Below are 18,052 nucleotides of genomic sequence, written 5' to 3'. Positions count from 1 at the left end.
CCAGCCCGAGGAAGGACGAAATGCGTGCCTCCAGCTGTCTATGCTCCTCCTGCGTGCCGCAGATGAAACGCACCGAGGCCATGCCGTAACCGTAACGGTCGAGCGCCTGTTTGCCGGCCTCGGCCAGTTCCGCGTTGTCGGCAAGGCCGAGATAGTTGTTGGCGCAGAAGTTGAGCACCCGCTCGCCCGAGGCGACTTCGATCTCACCCGCCTGCTTCGAGGTGATCACACGCTCCGACTTGTACAACCCGGCCGTCTTCAGGCCCTCGAGTTCTGAACGGAGATGGGTGAGGTAGCGGTCGCTCATTCAGGCACGTCCCTCGGCTCGATCGGCGGCAGCAACAGGCGGAAACCCGGTGCGGCACAGGGCATCGAGACCTTCGAGATCCAGTCGCTCGAGGCCCAGTTCCGGAAGGAGGTCGTTCTCGCCTTCGAAGTCCCGGCCGTACATGGCCGAGAAGATGCGGATACCGGCCTCGTGCAGGTCTGCCGGGCATCCGGCAAGGCGCGCGAGCTGCGCCGTCACGACCAGACCGAAGGGAACATCCTCCGTCACGTAGCGGCTGTCGGCCGTCGCAGGACCCGTGCCGTTATGTCCGGCCTCATGCATTTCCTGGTTCATCTGCGAGATCGTGCTGACCGGCACATGGAACGACAGGTGGAAATGCTGAAAAATGTCGCGCACCTTCAGCTGCAGCTTCTCGGCGACAGCCAGGCGTTCGAGGTCGAGTGTCTCCAGGAGACGACCGATATTGGGGGTGACGTTCTGGGCCTGAACCCAGGTCTCGCCGCGCTCCATGCGCGACATGTTGCCGAGCGCGATCCCGAGGTGGTTTTGCGGATTGAGGTTTGAAAGCGCGATCGCCAGAAGGCTGCCGCGATCGACAAAATGTTCGCCGAAGAGTGCCGTGCAGACCGCATGGCCGCGCGCACTTTCCGATGCCGGAACGGTCGCGAGATCGACCTGCTTGCGGATGGTGTTCACCTGCACCAGCGCAGGGCCGAGCTTCCGGCCGCTGACGATCGTCGTGCCCCAGGCAACGATCGGCAAGGTGATGCCGCGTGCTGCCAGAAGCGACGAGAGATAAAGCGCTCCGAACGAGGTGTGCGAGCTGAAGATCACCACTTGACCGGCAGTCAGATGCGGCGCGATTGCGTCCAGCACGAAGCGGTGACCATAGGCCGGCAGCGCGATGAGGATCGCATCGGTATCGTGGACGAGATCTTCCGCACGCTTGGCAACGGCCGGAAGGAAGGTGCCTTCGATGGCGCCCTCGGCCGTGAGGCGCCCTCCCTCTGCGAGTGCCACAGTGCCGGTGCCGGACGGCGACCAGAGCGTTGCCTTGTGTCCCAGTTTTTCAAGAAGTGCAGCGGTGCCAAAGGCAATAGAGCCAGCACCTGCGATACCTACGCGCATGTCGTTTTCCACTTTCATTGATATCGGGTGACGGGCGCAGCCGGGGCGCCCGCTGTCGAGGTGTTGCGGCTAAGCCGCGTTTCGGGCGGGGATGAGCGTGGTCGCTTCGGACGACCAGCCGACCCAGATGTCGTCGCGGCTTAGGCCTTCCACCTCGCTCGGATGAACGAGCGCGTTGAGCAGATGCCCCTCGCCGATCTCGACCTTGAGCGATGTGTGGTTGCCCTTGAAAACCCGCTGGCGGATCCGTCCACGGATCCGGTTGGCGACACCCGGTTCCTGCGCCGAGCATTGGATCGCTTCCGGCCGCAGGACGACGTAGATCGCGTCGCCGGCCTTGGGCGAGAGCGCGCCGGCGGACGCCTTGATCGTCATGCCGTTCCACCGCACCGCCGCTTCGCCGGCGTCAGTACCGACGACGTCGGAATGCAACAGATTGGTTTCGCCGAGGAAGGTCGCCACGAAGGCGGAGCCGGGGCGCTTGTAGAGGGTCGCCGGATCGCCCATCTGCTCGATCCGGCCATTGTTCATGACCACGATCGTATCCGACATGGTGAGCGCCTCTTCCTGGTCGTGGGTCACGAACATGAAGGTCTTGCCGGTCTGTTCCTGGATCGCCTTGAGCTCGATCTGCATCGTCTGGCGAAGCTTGGCGTCGAGGGCGGAAAGCGGCTCGTCCAGAAGCAGAACGTCGGGATCGGGCGCCAAGGCGCGCATCAGCGCGACGCGCTGACGCTGGCCGCCCGACAGCTCGGACGGAAGACGTCCGGCAAAATCCTGCAGCTGCACGAGTTCCAGAAGCTCCGATACGCGCCGCTGGATCTGGCGGTTGTCGACACCCTTCAACTCCAGGCCGAAGGCGATGTTCTTCGCGACCGACATGTGCGGGAACAGCGCGTAATCCTGGAACACGATGTTGACGTTGCGCCGGTTCGGCGGAACCATTGTCACGTCGCGGCCGGAGAGCAGGATGCGGCCCTCCGTCGGCGTTTCGAACCCGCCCAGCATGCGTAGCGTTGTCGACTTGCCGCAGCCGGAGGGGCCGAGCAGGGTGACGAACTTGCCGCGCTCGATGTTGAGATTGAGATTATCGACGGCGACAAAGCTGCCGAAGCTCTTGCGGATATTTTCGAACTGAACAACCGGTTGCATCAGCGGATCCTCGAACGACGTGTGAGATATTCTGCGTAGAGCCCGACCACGGCGGTCACGACCAGGACGAGCGTCGCCATGACGTTGATCTCCGGAGACATGCCGGACTGCACCCGAGCGAAGATCAGCATCGGCAGCGTCGGGCGATAGCCGCCGAGGAAGAAGGTGCGGACGAAGTCGTCGCTCGACAGCAGCAGGCAGAAGATCATGCCGCCGAAGATGGCCGGTCCCAGATAGGGAAGCGTGACGCGGAAGAAGGTTACGATACTGTCGGCACCGAGATCGCGCGCGGCATCGACCAGATTGCCCGGCATCGAGCGCAGCCGCGTCAGCACCATGACCACCACGAAAGGCACGGCGTGGACGACGTGGCCGAGGATGATGGCGACCGTGCCCGTCGGCAGATCGATGGTGGTGATGAAGATGCGCAGCGAAATCGCCGAGATCATGCCCGGCACCACGGCCGGCAGGCAGGCCACCGCAAAGGCCACGTATTGAGCGGCCCCGCGCAGCGACCCGATCAGCATCGCGATCCAGACACCGATCACCGTTGCAATGGCCGTCGTCGCCGCGGCGATCATGATGGTGTAGAGACAGGCGTCCAGGAACTGCTTGTCCTTTATTACCTTGGCGTACCAGTCGATCGTCAGGTTTCCGAGCGGAAACGAAATGAAGCTCGCGTCCTTGAAGCTGACCGCCACCATCAGCGACAACGGCAGAAACAGGTACAGGACAAACAGCCAGTAGAAGGACTTGAGGGCCAGCCCGGGCCAATCGTGAAACAGGGCGCGCATCAGAATGTCCTTTGCTTCGAGCCGCCGACGACCCGCATGAACAGACCGACGGTGACGAGGGATGCGGCAAGCATGATCATCGCGAAGGCGGCACCGGCCGGCCAACGGCTGCTGGCGCCGTGGAAGAAACTGCTGATCGTCTCGGAGAACATGCTGGTGGTCGGCCCGCCGAGCAGAATGGGAGCGGCAAACACGCCCATGCAGGTGAGGAAGACCAGCGAGCATCCGGACACGATGCCGTCGCGCGAAAGCGGCAGGATGATGCGGCGGAAGCGCGTGAACGGCCCTGCCCCGAGATCGGCTGAGGCATCGAGCAGCGACTTCGGGATCTTCTCGATCGCCGAATAGAGCGGCAGCAGCATGTAAAGGCAGACCATGTAGACGAGGCCGAAGCTGATCGAAAACGAGGTGTAGAGCATCTGGATCGGACGCTCGGTCAGCCCGATTTCCCTGAGCAGCACGTTAACGGCACCGCGATTGGCGAGAAGCATGATGACCGAGAAGATACGGATGATTTCACCGGCCCAGAACGGGGCCAAGAGCAGGAGCAGCGCCCGTGACCTGTTGCCGGTCGCAACCACCTTCGCCACGTAATAGGCAACCGGATAGACCACGACCAGGGTGACGGCGGTTGCGATGGAGGCATAGATGAAGCTGCGCAGCAGCGGCATCCAGTAGAGCTTTTCACTGAAGAAGAGCGCGTAGTTGTCGAACGTGAATTCGGCCTCGACGCCCGGCTGCGGCGGATAGCTGGACAGGAGGCTGATGCGCAGCATCTCGTAGATGGGGCCGATATGCATCATCAGCATCCAGACGACCGGCACGCCGGCCAAAAGCAGGATGCGTCCGTATCGCCACTCGGCAACGGCGCCCAAGGTGTAGCGATAGAGCAGTGAGTTGATCACCCTCGCGACACCGGTCGAGTATTTCATGTGCGCAGCACGGACGGGGAGACCGCCACCTGCCGTATGTGTTCCCACGGCCATTGAATTATCCCAAAGCTTGTCCGCGACCCGACGGGCGTTGGCAGAACATGCGTCACCGTTCTGACCCCGCCGCCACGGCGAGGTCAGTCAGTCAGTCATCGCAATGCGATTGCTTAGGCCGCTTTCAGTTCGGCGACGGCGCGATCGATGATCTCGTTCTTCATCGAGCGGTTGAGCGAGCTGAAGAAGGTGACGCGCTCGAGCTCGTCCTGCGGCAGGGTCGATGCCAGCCGCTCCCTCTCGTCGAGCAGCTTTTCGACACCCGATATCGTCGAGCTGAAGCCGGAGGTGCGCGTCATCGCCGCCCCGACCTCGGGGTTCGCCAGGATCGCGTCGAACAGCTTGTAGGCGTTCTCGGCGTTCGGCGCGTTGTTGACGATGTTCAGCGTGTAGCAGAAGCCGTAGGTGCCTTCCTTCGGCACGGAGAGCTTGACCGGCACGCCGTCCATGATCAGCTTGGCGGCCGGGCCCGACCAGGCCTGCGCCAGATGGATGTCCTCGTTGATGAACATCTGCTGCACTTCGCTCGCCGCATCGTAGTATTTGCGAACCATGTGCTTGTGCTTGATCAGGTGGTCGCGCGCTTGGCTGGCGGCCTTCTGAGCCTCCTCGACCTTGTCGGTGTAGGTGACGAAGTCGCCGTCATGGCCCAGATACTTCATGGTGATCGACATGAAGTCGCCCGCCATATAGGCGGTCAGGCCTTCGTACTTCTCGTCGAACATGATGCCCCAGCTGTCGGCCTCCGACACGTAGTCGGTGTTGCGCACGAGGCCTTCGTAGCCGGCAAGGATCGGCAATCCCCAAAGGTTGCCCTCGAAGCGCGCCCAGGCGGCGTCCTGATAGGCGGGGTTGAGGTTCGCCCAATTACGCAGCTTTGCCGTATCCAGCGCCTGCACCAGCTTGGAGCCGATGAACTGGCCGTAGCGGTGGCCGGCGACCGTCACGATGTCCGTGGTCGGGTTTGCGCCTTCCGCCGTCAAGAGATTGTACTGCTTGCCCTGGTCGTCGGTCAGGCGGATGCGAACCTCGATGCCTGTGTCCTTCTGGAACTGCTCGATGAAATCCTGCGGCAGGAACTTGTCATAGGTGGTGATGTTGAGAACCGAGCTCTCAGCACGCGCCGACCGGATGAGGTAAGGCGCGGTGAGCACCGTTGCACCGCCTGCCCCCAACAGCTTGAGCGCGTTCCTGCGATTGATCTTCTGCCCGATAATCATTTGTTTCTCCTCTCGCCTCCCAGCGTGACTTGATGGCGCCAGAGCGCGCATACGCGCTTCTGATCCCGTCGCCGATCGCGCAGCCGGATCGATCCAGTTGCAGCCTGCATAAAGATTGGCGCAGCAAATTTGGTCCGTCTAATTGTTTTTGAGCCTGCATCCATTCCAAAAGGTTATAGCCCAGAATTTAAGCCGGCACGGCAAACGGCGATATTTTGCGGGGGTCTTGGTCGGCCGGATTGTCAACCTCCGCGCGCAAAGCTAGGGTATGGGCAAGTTTGCCCCGAATGAAGTTATGAAATGAAGCGCGCACCGAACCTGCGACAAATCGAGGCTCTTAAAGCCGTGATCGAATGCGGCACGGTCAGCCGTGCCGCGGAAGTGCTGCATATCTCGCAACCCGCCGTGAGCAAGCTCCTGGCGCATCTGGAAGAAGATACGGAGCTTGAACTCTTCGACCGCATCAAGGGGCGGCTCATTCCTTCGGAGCATGGCATGCGGCTCTACAAGGAGATCGATCGTGTCTTCGCCGGCATCAAGCAGATCGAGCGCGCCGTCGACCTGATCCGGCGCGAGGAACTGGGGCAGATCTCGGTCGGTGTGATGCCGGCGCTTTCCGGCCTCTTCATCAGCGACACCAACAAGCGCTTTCTTGCGGGGCACGGCGACGCCTACATCTCGGTCGTGATCCGCAGTTCGCAGTTCATCGTCGAGTGGCTGCTTTCCAAGCAGGTCGATATCGGCCTCATCAACCGCAATACGGACAACCCCTACATCGAGTGCGTTCCCTTGCGCGGCGGAGACCTCGTCTGCATTGCGCCGCGCGACCATCGCTTCGCTGCGAAACAGGAGATCGTGCCCGCCGACATCCACGGCGAGCCCTATATCGGCTTTGCCGCGGACAACCGCATCCGGCAGAAGATCGAAAGCACGCTCGATGGCTATGGCACGCGGTTGAACTACATTATGGATGCGACCCTTGCGCCGGCGGTCTGCGAAATGGTCGCCAACGGACTGGGGATCGCGATCGTCGATCCGGTGTTCGCCTTCGGCCAGCGCGACCGGCTGACAATCAAGCCGTTTCTCCCCAGCATCGCGTCGGATCTCAGCCTCTGCTGGCTCCGCGAAACGAGAAACCGCCACCTGGTCGACGCCTATGTCGAGGCGACCCGCGCCACGGTGCAGGATATGCGGCTGGCGATGGAGGCGAGCTGAGGCCCTGTCGGCGGCCCGTGGGATTTCGCGGCTTTACAAGCCCCGCCCCACAGCCGAGATTTGCGGCCCCGACAAAATGGTGAACCATGCCGACCGCTCCCCTCCTTGTTGACGCATTTTCCGAAGCGCATATCCCCGAGATGCTCGACTGGTTTTCAAGCCTGGAGGCGCTGGTGCAATGGGGCGGCCCCGGCCTCTCCTTTCCGCTGCAAGCGGCACAGCTCGAAGCGATGCTCGCCGGAACCAAGGGTGCCGAACCTGAGCGCTTGATGTTTGCAGGCGTCGCCGACGGCAAGCTCGCCGGCCATGCGCAGGTGGCGCTCGACTGGGCAAACGGCGTCGGCCGCCTCGCCCGGGTTGCCATCAATCCACGCATGCGCGGCCAGGGCCTCGCCCAGCCTTTCCTCAGCGAAGTCACCCGCCGCTTTTTCGCCGACCCCGCCTTCGAGCGGCTGGAGCTCAACGTCTACACGTTCAACGAGGCGGCGATCCGCACCTACCGAAGCCTCGGCTTTTACGAGGAAGGCGTCAGACGCTCCTCCGCCAAGGTCGGAGATGCCAGGTGGGACACAGCGATTTATGGCATGCTTAGAGGCGAATGGGCCGACCGCACCGCCGCCGCTCAGTAAGGCAAGCCGACATAGTTCTCCGCCAGCGCCGTTTCTGCCGCCACCGAATGGGTGAGGTAGTCGAGTTCGGCTTCCTGGATGCGCTGGTCGAAATCGCCGGTATCCGGAAAACGGTGCAGCATCGTCGTCATCCACCAGGAGAAGCGCACCGCCTTCCACACGCGCGCCAGCGCCCGCGCCGAATAGGCGTCGATGCCGGCATTCGAGCGATCCTGGTAGTGTTCGCGCAGCCCCTCGAAGAGATAATGCACGTCGCTGGCGGCAAGGTTCAGACCCTTCGCGCCGGTTGGCGGCACGATATGGGCGGCATCGCCGACCAGGAACAGCCGGCCGAAACGCATCGGCTCGGCAACGAAAGAGCGCAGCGGCGCGATTGATTTTTCAAAGGACGGTCCCGTTACCATTGCTTCGGCATGATGCGACGGCAGCCGCCGGCGAAGTTCGTCCCAGAAGCGCGTGTCGGACCAATCCTCGATCTTTTCGCTCACCGCGCACTGGATGTAGTAGCGGCTGCGCGTCGTCGAACGCATCGAGCAAAGCGCGAAACCGCGCGGATGGTTGGCATAGATCAGTTCGTGGTCGACCGGCGGCACGTCGGCGAGAATGCCGAGCCAACCGAAGGGATAGACCTTCTCGAAGGTCTTGAGCGCCTTTTCCGGTACCGACTTGCGGCTGATCCCGTGAAAGCCGTCGCAGCCGGCGATGAAGTCGCAGTCGATGCGCTGCGCCGTGCCATCCTTCTCGAAGGTCACATAGGGCAGATGACCGTCGAAATCATGCGGTTGGACATTGGCCGCCTCGTAGATCGTGACAGCCCCTGAGCGCTCGCGATGCTCCATCAAGTCGCGCGTCAGCTCCGTCTGGCCATAAACCATGACGCGCTTGCCCCCGGTCAGTTGCCTGAGATCGATGCGGTGATCGCGGCCATCGAAGGCGAGCGAGAAGCCGTCATGCGGCAGGCCCTCCTGATGCATGCGCGCCCCGGCTTGAGCGCGATCCATCAGGCCGACCGTGCCTTCCTCCAGCACGCCGGCGCGCACGCGCCCGAGGATGTAGTCCTTGCTGACACGGTCGACAATGACATTGTCGATGCCCGCTTCCGTCAGCAACTGCCCGAGCAAAAGCCCTGACGGGCCCGACCCGATGATGACGACCTTGGTGCGCATGCTCTCCTCCGGAATTGCTCTTTGTCAGAATTGTCTTTTGGCAAAATCTGCGCCGGGCCGGCTTCGCTCTCAATGGACAAATCCGCCATGAAATTGCACAAATCGAACATGGCTTCAGGATGTGCGGTATGAAGAAGACGGTTCCGACCTACGAACTCTACGGCGAAAAGACCGGAGAACGGCCGGATTTCTGGCTGCATTGCGAGACTATTCCGTCACGAAGCAGCCTCTACCACTGGGAGATCGGGCTGCACCGGCACGAGAGCTTCTTTCAGATCTTGTACATTGCCGGCGGCTCCGGCGATGCGGTCTTTGGCAATGCGGTCAACATGATCGAACCGCCGATGGTCATTACCGTTCCGCCGGCGCTCAGCCACGGCTTCCGCTTCTCGCGCGACACTGACGGCTTCGTCTTCACCATCCTTGCTTCGCACTTGAAGACAACGCCCGGCGAGCGCAGCCGCCTTGGCGCCTGGCTCGCCGTCCCGCACCTGATCCGGCTCGACGGCCGCGAAGATGCTGCCTACATCGCAGCAACCCTCACACGTCTTGCCAGGGAATGGGAAACCAGCCGCGGCAACCGCGCCGATCTTCTGGACGCCTACCTGACCGCCGCGCTGACGCTGACGGCCCGTCTCGACGAGACGAGCGACGACCGGGATGATAGCAGCCAGAGTGAAAACGAGCGGCGGGTCCAGCGCTTCCAGGCGCTTTTGCAGCAGCACCTCCGCTCGCATTGGCCGGCCGCCGCCTATGCCCGCGAACTCGGCCTGTCGCAAACCCATCTCAACCGGATCACGCGCGCCGTTGCCGGCCTCAGCGCGCACGAGATGATTTCGCGAAAGCTCGTCGGCGAAGCAAAGCGCGAGCTCGTTTTCACCCGCGCCAACGTCCAGGAAATCAGCTTCCGCCTCGGCTTCGCAGACCCCGCGTATTTCTCCCGCTTTTTCCTGCGCCAGACGGGCGTGACGCCCCGCGCCTGGCGGCTTGCGGAACGAGACAGGCTCGGTGCGTAGGAAGGCGGGGTCAGGGCGCCGCGGTCCAGTCCTCGACTCGCAAGCCGGGCACACGATCGAACTCCCGCCGGTTGTTGGTCACGAGGATCAAGCCTTGAGACCGTGCATGACCCGCGATCAACTGATCGTAAGGCCCTATCGGCGTGCCACTGCGGGCGAGTTCGGCGCGCAACTGTCCGGTATGGCTGGCTGCCGCCTGATCGTAGTTGAGAACCTCAAGACGCGCGGCAAACCCCTCTATGACCGATAGGTTACGCTCGGGCATTGCGGATCTTTCCGCGCCGTAGATCAACTCCATCAGGCTGACCGAGCTGATGCACAGTTGGCCGTGATGCCTGTTGAACGCCTCACGAACCTGCTGCGGCCGGTTCTTGACCGTGTAGATGCAGATATTGGTGTCGAGCATGTATTTCAACATCAGAGTGGCTCGCGTTCCTGGGCCTCCGGCTGCTCTCTCTGCACCATGAAATCGGCTGTGACGAGCTCGCCGTCGAACCAACTGTCCCAGGCCTCGCCTGCGGGTGTAATGATGCGCGTTCGCCCCACCGCGACGATATCGACGCGTTTGACGTCCTCCGGAAGCGCTACGGCCCTCGGCAGCCGGATCGCCTGACTACGATTGGTGAGAAAAACTGCGCCCTGTTCCGACATTGTCGCCTCCGGGATATACCTTGAATATATCCAAGATGGTTTCAGCCACAGGATATGTCAATGGGATATACGCGACCTTTCGCGGCTGCCGATCGCAGTTCTGCGAGGCCGCTTTGTCACGTTCGGTGCCACTGCATCCCCACCTCGACGATCCAAAAAGCTTTTTGCAACGACTCAAAACGGGAGCAGAATCAAGATCGGGTCCGAGGGGGATCCGGAGGAAATACGGAGGAAGACATGGCAGTACGCGATCCGTCGCCCTCGTTGTACAACGAGGATCTGGCACCGGCCGAGGAGCGCCGGTGGGGCGCTTTCAGCATCTTCAATGTGTGGACATCCGACGTGCATAGCCTGTGGGGATACTACCTCGCAGCAAGCCTGTTCCTGCTCTGCGGCAGCTTCATAAACTTCGTCATCGCGATCGGCATCGGCTCGCTGGTGATCTTCTTCCTGATGAGCCTTGTCGGCAATGCGGGCGTACGCACCGGCGTGCCCTTCCCCGTTCTCGCCCGCGCCTCCTTCGGTACCTTCGGCGCCAACGTTCCGGCGCTGGTGCGCGCCGTCGTCGCCTGTTTCTGGTACGGCGCCCAGACAGCGGCTGCCTCCGGCGCGATCGTGGCGCTTCTCATTCGCAACGAAAGCATGCTGGCCTTCCATCAAAACAGCCACATGCTCGGCCACTCGACGCTTGAGGTCATCTGCTACGTCGTCGTCTGGTCGCTGCAATTGCTTATCATCCAGCGCGGCATGGAGACCGTTCGCAAATTCCAGGATTGGGCAGGCCCGGCCGTCTGGATCATGATGCTGATCCTTGCCGTCTACCTGATCGTCAAATCAGGGACGTTCTCGTTCGGTTCGGAAATCCCGCGCGACGTGCTCGTCGAAAAGACCAAGGACGCAGGCGTTCCGTGGGAGCCCGGCAGCTTCCCGGCGCTGGCCGCGGTCGCCGCCACCTGGATCACCTACTTCGCAGCGCTCTATCTGAACTTCTGCGACTTCTCGCGCTATGCAACCGACGTGAAGACGCTACGCAAGGGCAATCTCTGGGGCCTGCCGATCAACCTGCTCGCCTTCTGCCTGGTCGCCGGCGTGACGACGACCGCCGCCTTTGCCGTCTATGGCGAAGTGCTGCTGCATCCGGACCAGATTTCGGCGAAATTCGACAGCTGGTTCCTGGCGCTGCTTGCAGCCCTTACCTTCGCCGTCGCGACGCTCGGCATCAACGTGGTGGCGAACTTCGTGTCGCCGGCCTTCGACTTTGCCAACGTCTTTCCGCGGCAGATCAACTTCAAGCGCGGCGGCTACATTGCGGCGCTGATTGCGCTCATCCTCTATCCGTTCGCCCCTTGGGAAACGGGGGCTGCGCATTTCGTCAACTTCATCGGCTCGACGATGGGGCCGATCTTCGGGGTGATGATGGTGGATTATTATTTGATCCGCCGCGGCCAGCTGAATGTCGAAGCACTCTATCACGAGGAGGGCGAGTTCCGCTTCCAGGGCGGCTGGCACGGCAGCGCCTTTATCGCCTTTGCCATCGGCGCGCTGTTCTCCTCGATCCTGCCGACCTTCACCAACATCCTGCCCGCCTGGTGGGGAATCTATGGCTGGTTCTTCGGCGTCGCCATCGGCGGGGCGATCTACTACGTCTTAAGGATCGGCGCACGCAAGCCGGCCTTTGCGGCCTAGTTATTGCGCAGCATGCCCGGTTCAACACCGGGCATGCTGTCGCATTTTCAGTTTTTCTTCGGGAGGCCGAGGATTTCGCGAACGCCGTTCTTGGTGAAGGGCTGCGCCAGTTGTGCCAGGAAGCCTTGGGCGATCTGGCCTTTGATGCCGATGTTAGTGGAGGACGGACGGTCAGGGTTGTAGTACGTGCCGAACAAAAGGTCCCAGACCACGACGTTCTCGCCGTAGTTCATGTTGCCTTCGCGAAGGTCCTTCGAGTGATGCCAGCGGTGCAGCCGCGGCGTGCTGAAGAGATAGTCGAAGGGGCCGGTGCGCATGTCGACGTTGCAATGGGTAAGAATGCCCATGAAGGCCGTGACCGCGCCGAGCCACCAGAAAACGTGCAACGGAGCGCCCAGGCAATAGAGCGGGATCTGGCTCATGGCGATCTTGAACAGCGAATCGGCCACGTGGAAGCGGCCGGTATTGATGACCCAGAGCCGAACGACGCTGTGATGCAGCGCGTGAAACCGCCAGAAGAACAGCTTTTCGTGGGCGATCCGATGCGACCAATAGAGGCCGAATTCGGCAACGACCACGGCGATAGCCACCTGAAACACCATCGGCCAATCCGATGGCCAGAGACCAAACTTGAGCGCTGCGAGCGGCTGCAGGATGTTGGCGGCATACATGGGAAAGACGGCGGCGATCAGGCCAGCCGCCTGCAGCAGGCCCTTCGTCGCCAGCGTGTGGCCGATATCGTTCACCGTTTCGCCATCCGATTGCAGCCAGCCCCGCTCGTAGGGAATGTAGCGTTCGAGAAGAAACAAGATGAAGACGGCAGCCGCATAGACCGCCACGAATCCGACCATAGGCTCTGCGCTCGCGAACGCGTAGTAGGCGCCGAGCAGTCCACCGAAAAGCACCAGCGGCCAGGACAGATACCCAAGCACTAATCTGAAAACCTGTCCGAGCCTCGACACGGTGGCTCTGCGCTCTGCCTTCATCAACGATGCTCCATCCATTCAAGCAGTTCCCGGCATGTGCGCGGCCGACCGTCGCTGACGCGTCCGTTGCTGCATGCATCCAGGCGATGGTCCTGCTCGGACCAGCCGCCTCGTCCATGCCGGTACATGCGTCTGATCTCGGCGCAGGTTCGCGGCGTTCCATCACTTAGCCGACCATCACGACAGGGATCGTACAAAGGCTGCACGGTCCGATACGGATTGTCCGCAATCCACATTCCCTTTTCTTCGGCATGGCTCGGGCTCGCGCTGAAGAGGATCATCCACATCGGTAAAATGGCCAGGCGCATCGACAACGTCCTTTGTTGAAACGTTGCACGAGCTTTGCGGGGGGTGGGTTGCACCAGCATTGCAGGAGACGGGAAGATGCAATCAGTCGCTTGCGGATGCAACCGCTCATTGACGATGAAAAGAGAATCCAGCATTCTCTTTTCATCGTCAATGGAAGCTGGACAGATGCGCGCCCCCAATCCCGAATTTTCGCAACAGGAAACGGACGACTTTTCCGCGCTGGACGCAACGGAACAGGCGCGTCTCGTCTCGACGGGCCAAGCCTCGCCGCTCGAACTCGTCGATGCCGCCATCCGGCGCATCGAGCGGGTCGAGCCGCACGTCAACGCCCTTGCATCCGCGAATTTCGACCACGCGCGCAAGTGCGCCGGAGCTCTTCGGCCGCACGCGGACATGCCGTTCCCGGGCGTACCGACCCTGCTCAAGGATCTGCTTGCCTATCCCGGCCATCAGGCCGGCTTCGGCTCTCGCCTCTTCAAGGGACAGCCCGCCCCAGCCGGATCGGATTACACGGACGCGATCGACAAGGCCGGTCTGATCGTTCTTGGAAAGACGACCACATCGGAGTTCGGCCTGCTCGGCACCACCGAAACCCTCGCCCATGGCGCGACGCGCAACCCCTGGAATTTTGCCCTTTCGACCGGCGGCTCGTCCGGCGGCGCGGTGGCGGCCGTTGCCTCCAGCATGGTGCCGATCGCCCACGCGTCCGACGGCGGCGGCTCGATCCGTGGCCCCTCCTCGTTCTGCGGGCTATTCGGTTTCAAGCCGAGCCGGGACCGCACGGTGAATGCCGGCCTGCCGCCGGCGATGCCGACGGCGCGGCTGATCAGCGACCATTGCGTCAGCCGTTCCGTGCGCGACAGCGCCGCGTGGCTGGCGGCGACCGAGCGGCAGGACCTGGCGCGGCCAATGCCTGCGATCGACGATATGCGCCGCGGCCCGCAGAAGCGGCTGCGCATTGGCGTCTATCGCCATGATGTTTTCGGGCGCGGCGTGTCTGAAGCGGTCGAGGACGCGCTCAACGCGGCGATCACGTTGTGCACGGTTTTGGGGCACGAGGTCGTCGAATGCGCGGGGCCTGACGTCAACGCGCAGGAAACCAGCCGCGCCTTTTTCAATCTGACCGGGATCGTTCTGTCCGGCCTGTTCGACCAGGTCGCGGCCGCAATGGGCGGCGCCTTCGACGAGACCTTGTTCGAGCCCTACACGGTCGAGCTCGTCCGCCGCGCGAGGCGGCTGCCGGAGGCGGCAATCATGGAGGCGATCGGCGCGACGAAGAGGGCCGAGGCGAGCGCAAATCAGACGATCTCCGGCTATGACGTGCTGCTTTCGCCCACCGTCCCCTTCACGGCCTTTCCGCTGGGGACGCAAGGACCGACCGAGGATGCAGACCAACTCATCGCGTTTACGGAACGCCTCGCCGGCTTCACCAATGTGGCGTCCTTTGCCGGATGGCCCGCCATGTCGGTGCCGCTTTGCTGGTCGCGCGAGGGGCTGCCGGTCGGCTGCCATTTCGCTGCAGCAACGGGCGAGGACGCGCTGCTCTTCTCACTCGCCTTCCAGCTGGAAGAAGCTGCCCCCTGGCAACCAAGGCTCACCGAGCTTGCAGAAAGGCTCGCATGCCCCAGCGCCTGAAGCAGGAAGTGCGCGAGCGTCTGCTTGCGGCAGCGGCAGCGGTGTTTGCCGAGCAAGGGTTCGAAAAGGCCCGGCTGGCCGATGTGGCGGAACGGGCGGGTACGAGTTCGAGCAACATCTACAAGTACGTCGCCGACAAGGAAGCGCTGTTTTATGAGATCGTGACACCGGCGCTCGCCGGGCGATTGTTGCGCTTGCTGCGCGCCCGTGTACGAGAACTGCGATCGATCGGCGATTGGCTGCAGGCCGATGCTTCCGGATCCGAACGTGCCCGGGCGCTGCTGTCCTTCTGGATCGACCAGCGGCTCGTGGTGCTGATCCTGCTTCGCGGGGCCGATGGGACGCGCTACGCCCATGTCCGCAAGCTGATGATCCGGGAGATGGTGCGGCTGGCTTCCGGCTACCTGACCGACAAGGGCGGCGAGCAAGCCCTGACGCCTTTGATGGGTTTCATGCTCGAGCGAACCTTCACTCGAACGCTGGACACCATTGCCGATACGCTCAGCGAATACAGCGACGCCCCGTCTATCCAGTCGGCCATTTCCCTCTTCTGGCGCTACCAGCTTGCGGGGCTGCAATCGCTTCTGGACCCGGACGCGTTGGGCGGTGATCGTCAAGCCTTCACAGGCCCCGATCAGTCGTCCGAATAGCGCTCTTCGCGCCACGGGTCGCCGCGCATGTGGTAGCCGTTCCGCTCCCAGAAGCCGGGCATGTCGCCTTCGCGAAAATCGATACGCGTCAGCCACTTGGCACTCTTCCACAGATAAAGATGTGGAACGACGAGCCGCATCGGTCCGCCATGGGTGCGGCCGATCGGTTGGCCCTCCCAGTCGGTCGCAAGGATCGCGTCTTCGGAGGCGAAATCCGCAAGTGGCATGTTCGTGGTGTAGCCGTCATAACTCGTCAGCATGACATGGCTCGCCTCAGCCTTCGGCATCACCTGGTCGAGCAGATCACGTGTGGTCACGCCTTGCCAGCGGTTGTCGTAGCGCGACCACGTCGTCACGCAATGCATGTCGGAGAGACGGTCGCTCTGCGGCAAAGCCTTGAAGGCGGCCCAGTCGAGCGACAGGGGATGCTCGACGTGACCGGTGATATCGAGCCGCCAGCTTTCCGTCCGGATGATCGGCTGCTGGCCGAGGTCGAGCACCGGCCAGTCCTTGACCAGATGTTGCCCGGGCGGAAGGCGCTCGTCCTCGGGGCGCACGATCCGCCCCGTCAGGAACTTGCCATCGGCGGCCCAGCGCCGCTTCGTCGTCGTGAGCTTGGTTTCCGGCGGATGCGCGTCGTCGGTCATGATGCTCTCCTCCCCAACCCCGAATTCACTCGCCAAGCGAAAGTAAGAAGGGCGCGACGGCGGAAGGTCAAGCGCAGCTTCAAAAGTTGTTATCTCAGCACCAGCCGGAGCGCCGCTTGCGTTTCCTTGAGCAGCGGCAGGTAACGCTCGACCATCTCCGCTGCGGCCACGTGGGCTGCCGGCGCGCCGATGTTCAGCGCCGCAACGATCCGGCCGCGGTCGTTTTCGAGCGGCACTGCGATCGAACAGAGACCGAGTTCCAGTTCCTGATCAATCAGCGCATAGCCCTGGTCGCGCACACGGCGAAACTCGGCGATCAGGTCCTCCGGATCGGTCTTCGTATAGGGCGTGTTTGTCTTGAGGTTCGATCGGGAAAGGATCTCTCGTGCCTCATGCTCCGGCAGTGCCGCGAGCCATACCCGCCCCATGGAGGCGCAATAGGCCGGCAGGCGCGACCCCGTCGTCAGGTTGATCGACATCACCCGCTTTTGCGAGGCGCGGGCGATGTAGACGATCTCGGTTCCATCCAAGACCGAGGCCGAGGCGCTCTGCCCGGCGCGGTCGGACAATTGGTCGAGATAAGGTTGGATGATCGTCGGCAGCGGCGTTGCCGAGAGATAGGCATGGCCAACGCGCAGGATCTTCGGCGTCAGCGCGAAGAACTTGCCGTCATAGTCTGCATAGCCGAGCTCGGAGAGGGTCAGCAGCGACCGGCGCACCGTCGCCCGGTCAAGCCCGGTAATCTTTGACGCCTCGGCGATCGACAGTTTCGGCCGGGTTTCATCGAAGGCTTCGATCACTGCCAACCCGCGCGCAAAGCCGCTGACGAAGTCCGTTTCACGCATCCTTGCCTCCCAAATCATCGCCAACGATTTTGTGCGATATACGAACAAAAGTCAAATATCGCACAAAATATTTGACCGAGCGTTTCGATCGGCGCTTATTGGCATCCGGAAGAGGAAGGCGCCGGCTGCCCGTGGGGCGACGAAGGCCACGAACAGATCACTGAGACCAAGAGAGGAAACATGGCGAAGATCGTTTCGCTCGCCGAGGCTGTCGGCGACAATGTCAGGGATGGCGACACCGTCGCCATGGAAGGCTTCACCCATCTGATCCCCTATGCCGCGGGGCATGAGGTGATCCGCCAGGGTCGCAAGGACCTCTATCTGGTGCGCATGACGCCGGACATTCTCTATGACCAGCTGATCGGCGTGGGTGCGGCGCGTGGCATGAAGTTTTCCTGGGGCGGCAATCCCGGCGTCGGCTCGCTACATCGCTTCCGCGACGCCGTCGAAAACCAGTGGCCGCGGCCGCTCGAGATCGAAGAGCATTCCCACGCGGCGATGGCCAACGCCTATGAGGCGGGTGCCGCCAACCTGCCGTTTGCGACGCTGCGTGGTTACATCGGCGCCGACCTGCCGAAGGTAAACCCCAACATCAAGTCGGTCACCTGCCCGTTTACCGGCGAAGTGCTTGCGGCCGTACCGGCGATCCGCCCTGACGTCACGATCATCCACGCCCAGCGCGCCGACAGGAAGGGCAACGTGCTGATCGAAGGCATCGTCGGCGTGCAGAAGGAGGCGGTTCTTGCCGCCAAGCGCTCGATCGTCACGGTCGAGGAGATCGTCGACGAACTCGACCCTCCGTCGCCCAATTCCCTCGTACTGCCGAGCTGGGCCGTCACATCGGTTGCCCACGTTCCGGGTGGCGCCTTCCCGTCCTATGCGCACGGTTACTTTCCGCGCTCCAACGCCTTCTACATCGGCTGGGACGAGATCGCCCGCGACCGCGATAGCTTCACCGCCTGGATCAAGGAAAACGTGCTCGACGCCGGGCCGGAAGATTTCGCCAAGCATGCCGGCAACAAACCGGCAAAAGCGGCCTGAGGGAGGA

Annotated in this window: 19 protein-coding genes and 1 pseudogene; 7 read left to right on the top strand and 13 right to left on the bottom strand. The window is 62.5% G+C overall.

Annotation, left to right across the window (positions count from 1 at the left end):
* From IB272_RS22580 to IB272_RS22555, 6 genes and pseudogenes are all read right to left on the bottom strand, one after another.
* Window positions 1-307: pseudogene (locus tag IB272_RS22580) on the bottom strand (glycine C-acetyltransferase); the annotation flags it as partial.
* Window positions 308-1,417: an NAD/NADP octopine/nopaline dehydrogenase family protein gene (locus IB272_RS22575; RefSeq protein WP_176960305.1), complete on the bottom strand. Its 1,110-nt coding sequence runs from the start codon at window positions 1,415-1,417 to the stop codon at window positions 308-310.
* Between the two features lie 69 nt (window positions 1,418-1,486).
* Entirely contained in the window at window positions 1,487-2,569 is a 1,083-nt protein-coding gene (locus tag IB272_RS22570; RefSeq protein WP_060580985.1) for an ABC transporter ATP-binding protein, read from the bottom strand.
* Complete coding sequence (locus IB272_RS22565) at window positions 2,569-3,363, bottom strand: ABC transporter permease (protein ID WP_034805885.1); 795 nt, start codon at window positions 3,361-3,363, stop codon at window positions 2,569-2,571. Before IB272_RS22565 ends, IB272_RS22570 begins: the two co-directional genes overlap by 1 nt.
* Window positions 3,363-4,349, bottom strand: a complete 987-nt coding sequence (locus tag IB272_RS22560; RefSeq protein ID WP_051659715.1) for an ABC transporter permease — start codon at window positions 4,347-4,349, stop codon at window positions 3,363-3,365. The genes IB272_RS22565 and IB272_RS22560 overlap by 1 nt, the downstream gene beginning before the upstream one ends.
* A 113-nt stretch (window positions 4,350-4,462) precedes the next feature.
* Entirely contained in the window at window positions 4,463-5,569 is a 1,107-nt protein-coding gene (locus IB272_RS22555) for an extracellular solute-binding protein (RefSeq protein ID WP_060522058.1), read from the bottom strand.
* A 300-nt stretch (window positions 5,570-5,869) separates the two neighbouring features.
* On the opposite strand from IB272_RS22555, the gene IB272_RS22550 reads away from it, so the two are divergent.
* Both IB272_RS22550 and IB272_RS22545 read left to right on the top strand, forming a co-directional pair.
* Window positions 5,870-6,784 carry a LysR substrate-binding domain-containing protein gene (locus IB272_RS22550; protein ID WP_060580987.1) on the top strand — a complete coding sequence of 305 codons (915 nt, stop codon included), beginning with the start codon at window positions 5,870-5,872 and terminating at the stop codon, window positions 6,782-6,784.
* An 86-nt stretch (window positions 6,785-6,870) separates the two neighbouring features.
* Complete coding sequence (locus IB272_RS22545) at window positions 6,871-7,413, top strand: GNAT family protein (protein WP_060522057.1); 543 nt, start codon at window positions 6,871-6,873, stop codon at window positions 7,411-7,413.
* On the opposite strand, the gene pobA is transcribed toward IB272_RS22545, so the two are convergent.
* A complete protein-coding gene (pobA, locus tag IB272_RS22540) occupies window positions 7,407-8,579 on the bottom strand; it encodes a 4-hydroxybenzoate 3-monooxygenase (protein WP_060580988.1) in 1,173 nt (390 codons plus the stop codon). The genes IB272_RS22545 and pobA overlap by 7 nt on opposite strands.
* Window positions 8,580-8,707: 128 nt before the next feature.
* Here pobA and IB272_RS22535 point away from each other — a divergent pair, with 128 nt between their 5' ends.
* Window positions 8,708-9,595 carry a helix-turn-helix domain-containing protein gene (locus IB272_RS22535; RefSeq protein WP_060580989.1) on the top strand — a complete coding sequence of 296 codons (888 nt, stop codon included), beginning with the start codon at window positions 8,708-8,710 and terminating at the stop codon, window positions 9,593-9,595.
* Between the two features lie 10 nt (window positions 9,596-9,605).
* On the opposite strand, the gene vapC is transcribed toward IB272_RS22535, so the two are convergent.
* Window positions 9,606-10,013, bottom strand: a complete 408-nt coding sequence (vapC, locus tag IB272_RS22530; RefSeq protein WP_060530470.1) for a tRNA(fMet)-specific endonuclease VapC — start codon at window positions 10,011-10,013, stop codon at window positions 9,606-9,608.
* Window positions 10,013-10,246 carry a type II toxin-antitoxin system VapB family antitoxin gene (gene vapB, locus IB272_RS22525; protein WP_034805861.1) on the bottom strand — a complete coding sequence of 78 codons (234 nt, stop codon included), beginning with the start codon at window positions 10,244-10,246 and terminating at the stop codon, window positions 10,013-10,015. Before vapB ends, vapC begins: the two co-directional genes overlap by 1 nt.
* A 237-nt stretch (window positions 10,247-10,483) precedes the next feature.
* On the opposite strand from vapB, the gene IB272_RS22520 reads away from it, so the two are divergent.
* Complete coding sequence (locus tag IB272_RS22520) at window positions 10,484-11,932, top strand: NCS1 family nucleobase:cation symporter-1 (protein ID WP_060530469.1); 1,449 nt, start codon at window positions 10,484-10,486, stop codon at window positions 11,930-11,932.
* A gap of 47 nt (window positions 11,933-11,979) precedes the next feature.
* On the opposite strand, the gene IB272_RS22515 is transcribed toward IB272_RS22520, so the two are convergent.
* Both IB272_RS22515 and IB272_RS22510 read right to left on the bottom strand, forming a co-directional pair.
* The gene (locus tag IB272_RS22515) at window positions 11,980-12,918 is read right to left on the bottom strand and encodes a sterol desaturase family protein (RefSeq protein ID WP_060530468.1); all 939 of its coding nucleotides are present in this window, start codon (window positions 12,916-12,918) and stop codon (window positions 11,980-11,982) included.
* Window positions 12,918-13,361, bottom strand: coding sequence for a hypothetical protein (locus tag IB272_RS22510; protein WP_060530467.1), 444 nt, complete (start codon window positions 13,359-13,361; stop codon window positions 12,918-12,920). The genes IB272_RS22515 and IB272_RS22510 overlap by 1 nt, the downstream gene beginning before the upstream one ends.
* 31 nt (window positions 13,362-13,392) lie before the next feature.
* Between IB272_RS22510 and IB272_RS22505 the strand changes: the two genes are divergently transcribed.
* Both IB272_RS22505 and IB272_RS22500 read left to right on the top strand, forming a co-directional pair.
* The gene (locus IB272_RS22505) at window positions 13,393-14,862 is read left to right on the top strand and encodes an amidase family protein (RefSeq protein WP_113079295.1); all 1,470 of its coding nucleotides are present in this window, start codon (window positions 13,393-13,395) and stop codon (window positions 14,860-14,862) included.
* On the top strand, window positions 14,847-15,512 hold the full coding sequence (locus tag IB272_RS22500) for a TetR/AcrR family transcriptional regulator (protein ID WP_060530466.1): 666 nt from the start codon (window positions 14,847-14,849) through the stop codon (window positions 15,510-15,512). Before IB272_RS22505 ends, IB272_RS22500 begins: the two co-directional genes overlap by 16 nt.
* On the opposite strand, the gene IB272_RS22495 is transcribed toward IB272_RS22500, so the two are convergent.
* Together IB272_RS22495 and IB272_RS22490 are read right to left on the bottom strand one after the other, a co-directional pair.
* Window positions 15,497-16,159 carry a sulfite oxidase-like oxidoreductase gene (locus IB272_RS22495; protein WP_113079287.1) on the bottom strand — a complete coding sequence of 221 codons (663 nt, stop codon included), beginning with the start codon at window positions 16,157-16,159 and terminating at the stop codon, window positions 15,497-15,499. The two genes, IB272_RS22500 and IB272_RS22495, sit on opposite strands and share 16 nt — an antisense overlap.
* Before the next feature lie 89 nt (window positions 16,160-16,248).
* The gene (locus IB272_RS22490) at window positions 16,249-17,004 is read right to left on the bottom strand and encodes an IclR family transcriptional regulator (protein WP_060530464.1); all 756 of its coding nucleotides are present in this window, start codon (window positions 17,002-17,004) and stop codon (window positions 16,249-16,251) included.
* Between the two features lie 180 nt (window positions 17,005-17,184).
* Here IB272_RS22490 and IB272_RS22485 point away from each other — a divergent pair, with 180 nt between their 5' ends.
* Window positions 17,185-18,045, top strand: a complete 861-nt coding sequence (locus IB272_RS22485) for a CoA transferase subunit A (RefSeq protein WP_192445076.1) — start codon at window positions 17,185-17,187, stop codon at window positions 18,043-18,045.
* Window positions 18,046-18,052: the final 7 nt, after the last annotated feature.

The organism is Ensifer sp. ENS08, assembly GCF_014852195.1.
GTDB classification, from domain to species: domain Bacteria; phylum Pseudomonadota; class Alphaproteobacteria; order Rhizobiales; family Rhizobiaceae; genus Ensifer; species Ensifer adhaerens.
Note: the sequence above shows the minus strand (reverse complement) of the source record. Positions and strands in the feature narration are given on the sequence as shown.

Bases quoted from the DNA above. Each gene is read 5' to 3' on its own strand.
- IB272_RS22575 (WP_176960305.1), bottom strand. From the start codon at position 1,417: ATGCGCGTAGGTATCGCAGGTGCTGGCTCTATTGCCTTTGGCACCGCT.
- IB272_RS22570 (WP_060580985.1), bottom strand. From the start codon at position 2,569: ATGCAACCGGTTGTTCAGTTCGAAAATATCCGCAAGAGCTTCGGCAGC.
- IB272_RS22565 (WP_034805885.1), bottom strand. From the start codon at position 3,363: ATGCGCGCCCTGTTTCACGATTGGCCCGGGCTGGCCCTCAAGTCCTTC.
- IB272_RS22560 (WP_051659715.1), bottom strand. From the start codon at position 4,349: ATGGCCGTGGGAACACATACGGCAGGTGGCGGTCTCCCCGTCCGTGCT.
- IB272_RS22555 (WP_060522058.1), bottom strand. From the start codon at position 5,569: ATGATTATCGGGCAGAAGATCAATCGCAGGAACGCGCTCAAGCTGTTG.
- IB272_RS22550 (WP_060580987.1), top strand. From the start codon at position 5,870: ATGAAGCGCGCACCGAACCTGCGACAAATCGAGGCTCTTAAAGCCGTG.
- IB272_RS22545 (WP_060522057.1), top strand. From the start codon at position 6,871: ATGCCGACCGCTCCCCTCCTTGTTGACGCATTTTCCGAAGCGCATATC.
- pobA (WP_060580988.1), bottom strand. From the start codon at position 8,579: ATGCGCACCAAGGTCGTCATCATCGGGTCGGGCCCGTCAGGGCTTTTG.
- IB272_RS22535 (WP_060580989.1), top strand. From the start codon at position 8,708: ATGAAGAAGACGGTTCCGACCTACGAACTCTACGGCGAAAAGACCGGA.
- vapC (WP_060530470.1), bottom strand. From the start codon at position 10,013: ATGTTGAAATACATGCTCGACACCAATATCTGCATCTACACGGTCAAG.
- vapB (WP_034805861.1), bottom strand. From the start codon at position 10,246: ATGTCGGAACAGGGCGCAGTTTTTCTCACCAATCGTAGTCAGGCGATC.
- IB272_RS22520 (WP_060530469.1), top strand. From the start codon at position 10,484: ATGGCAGTACGCGATCCGTCGCCCTCGTTGTACAACGAGGATCTGGCA.
- IB272_RS22515 (WP_060530468.1), bottom strand. From the start codon at position 12,918: ATGAAGGCAGAGCGCAGAGCCACCGTGTCGAGGCTCGGACAGGTTTTC.
- IB272_RS22510 (WP_060530467.1), bottom strand. From the start codon at position 13,361: ATGCTGGATTCTCTTTTCATCGTCAATGAGCGGTTGCATCCGCAAGCG.
- IB272_RS22505 (WP_113079295.1), top strand. From the start codon at position 13,393: ATGCGCGCCCCCAATCCCGAATTTTCGCAACAGGAAACGGACGACTTT.
- IB272_RS22500 (WP_060530466.1), top strand. From the start codon at position 14,847: ATGCCCCAGCGCCTGAAGCAGGAAGTGCGCGAGCGTCTGCTTGCGGCA.
- IB272_RS22495 (WP_113079287.1), bottom strand. From the start codon at position 16,159: ATGACCGACGACGCGCATCCGCCGGAAACCAAGCTCACGACGACGAAG.
- IB272_RS22490 (WP_060530464.1), bottom strand. From the start codon at position 17,004: ATGCGTGAAACGGACTTCGTCAGCGGCTTTGCGCGCGGGTTGGCAGTG.
- IB272_RS22485 (WP_192445076.1), top strand. From the start codon at position 17,185: ATGGCGAAGATCGTTTCGCTCGCCGAGGCTGTCGGCGACAATGTCAGG.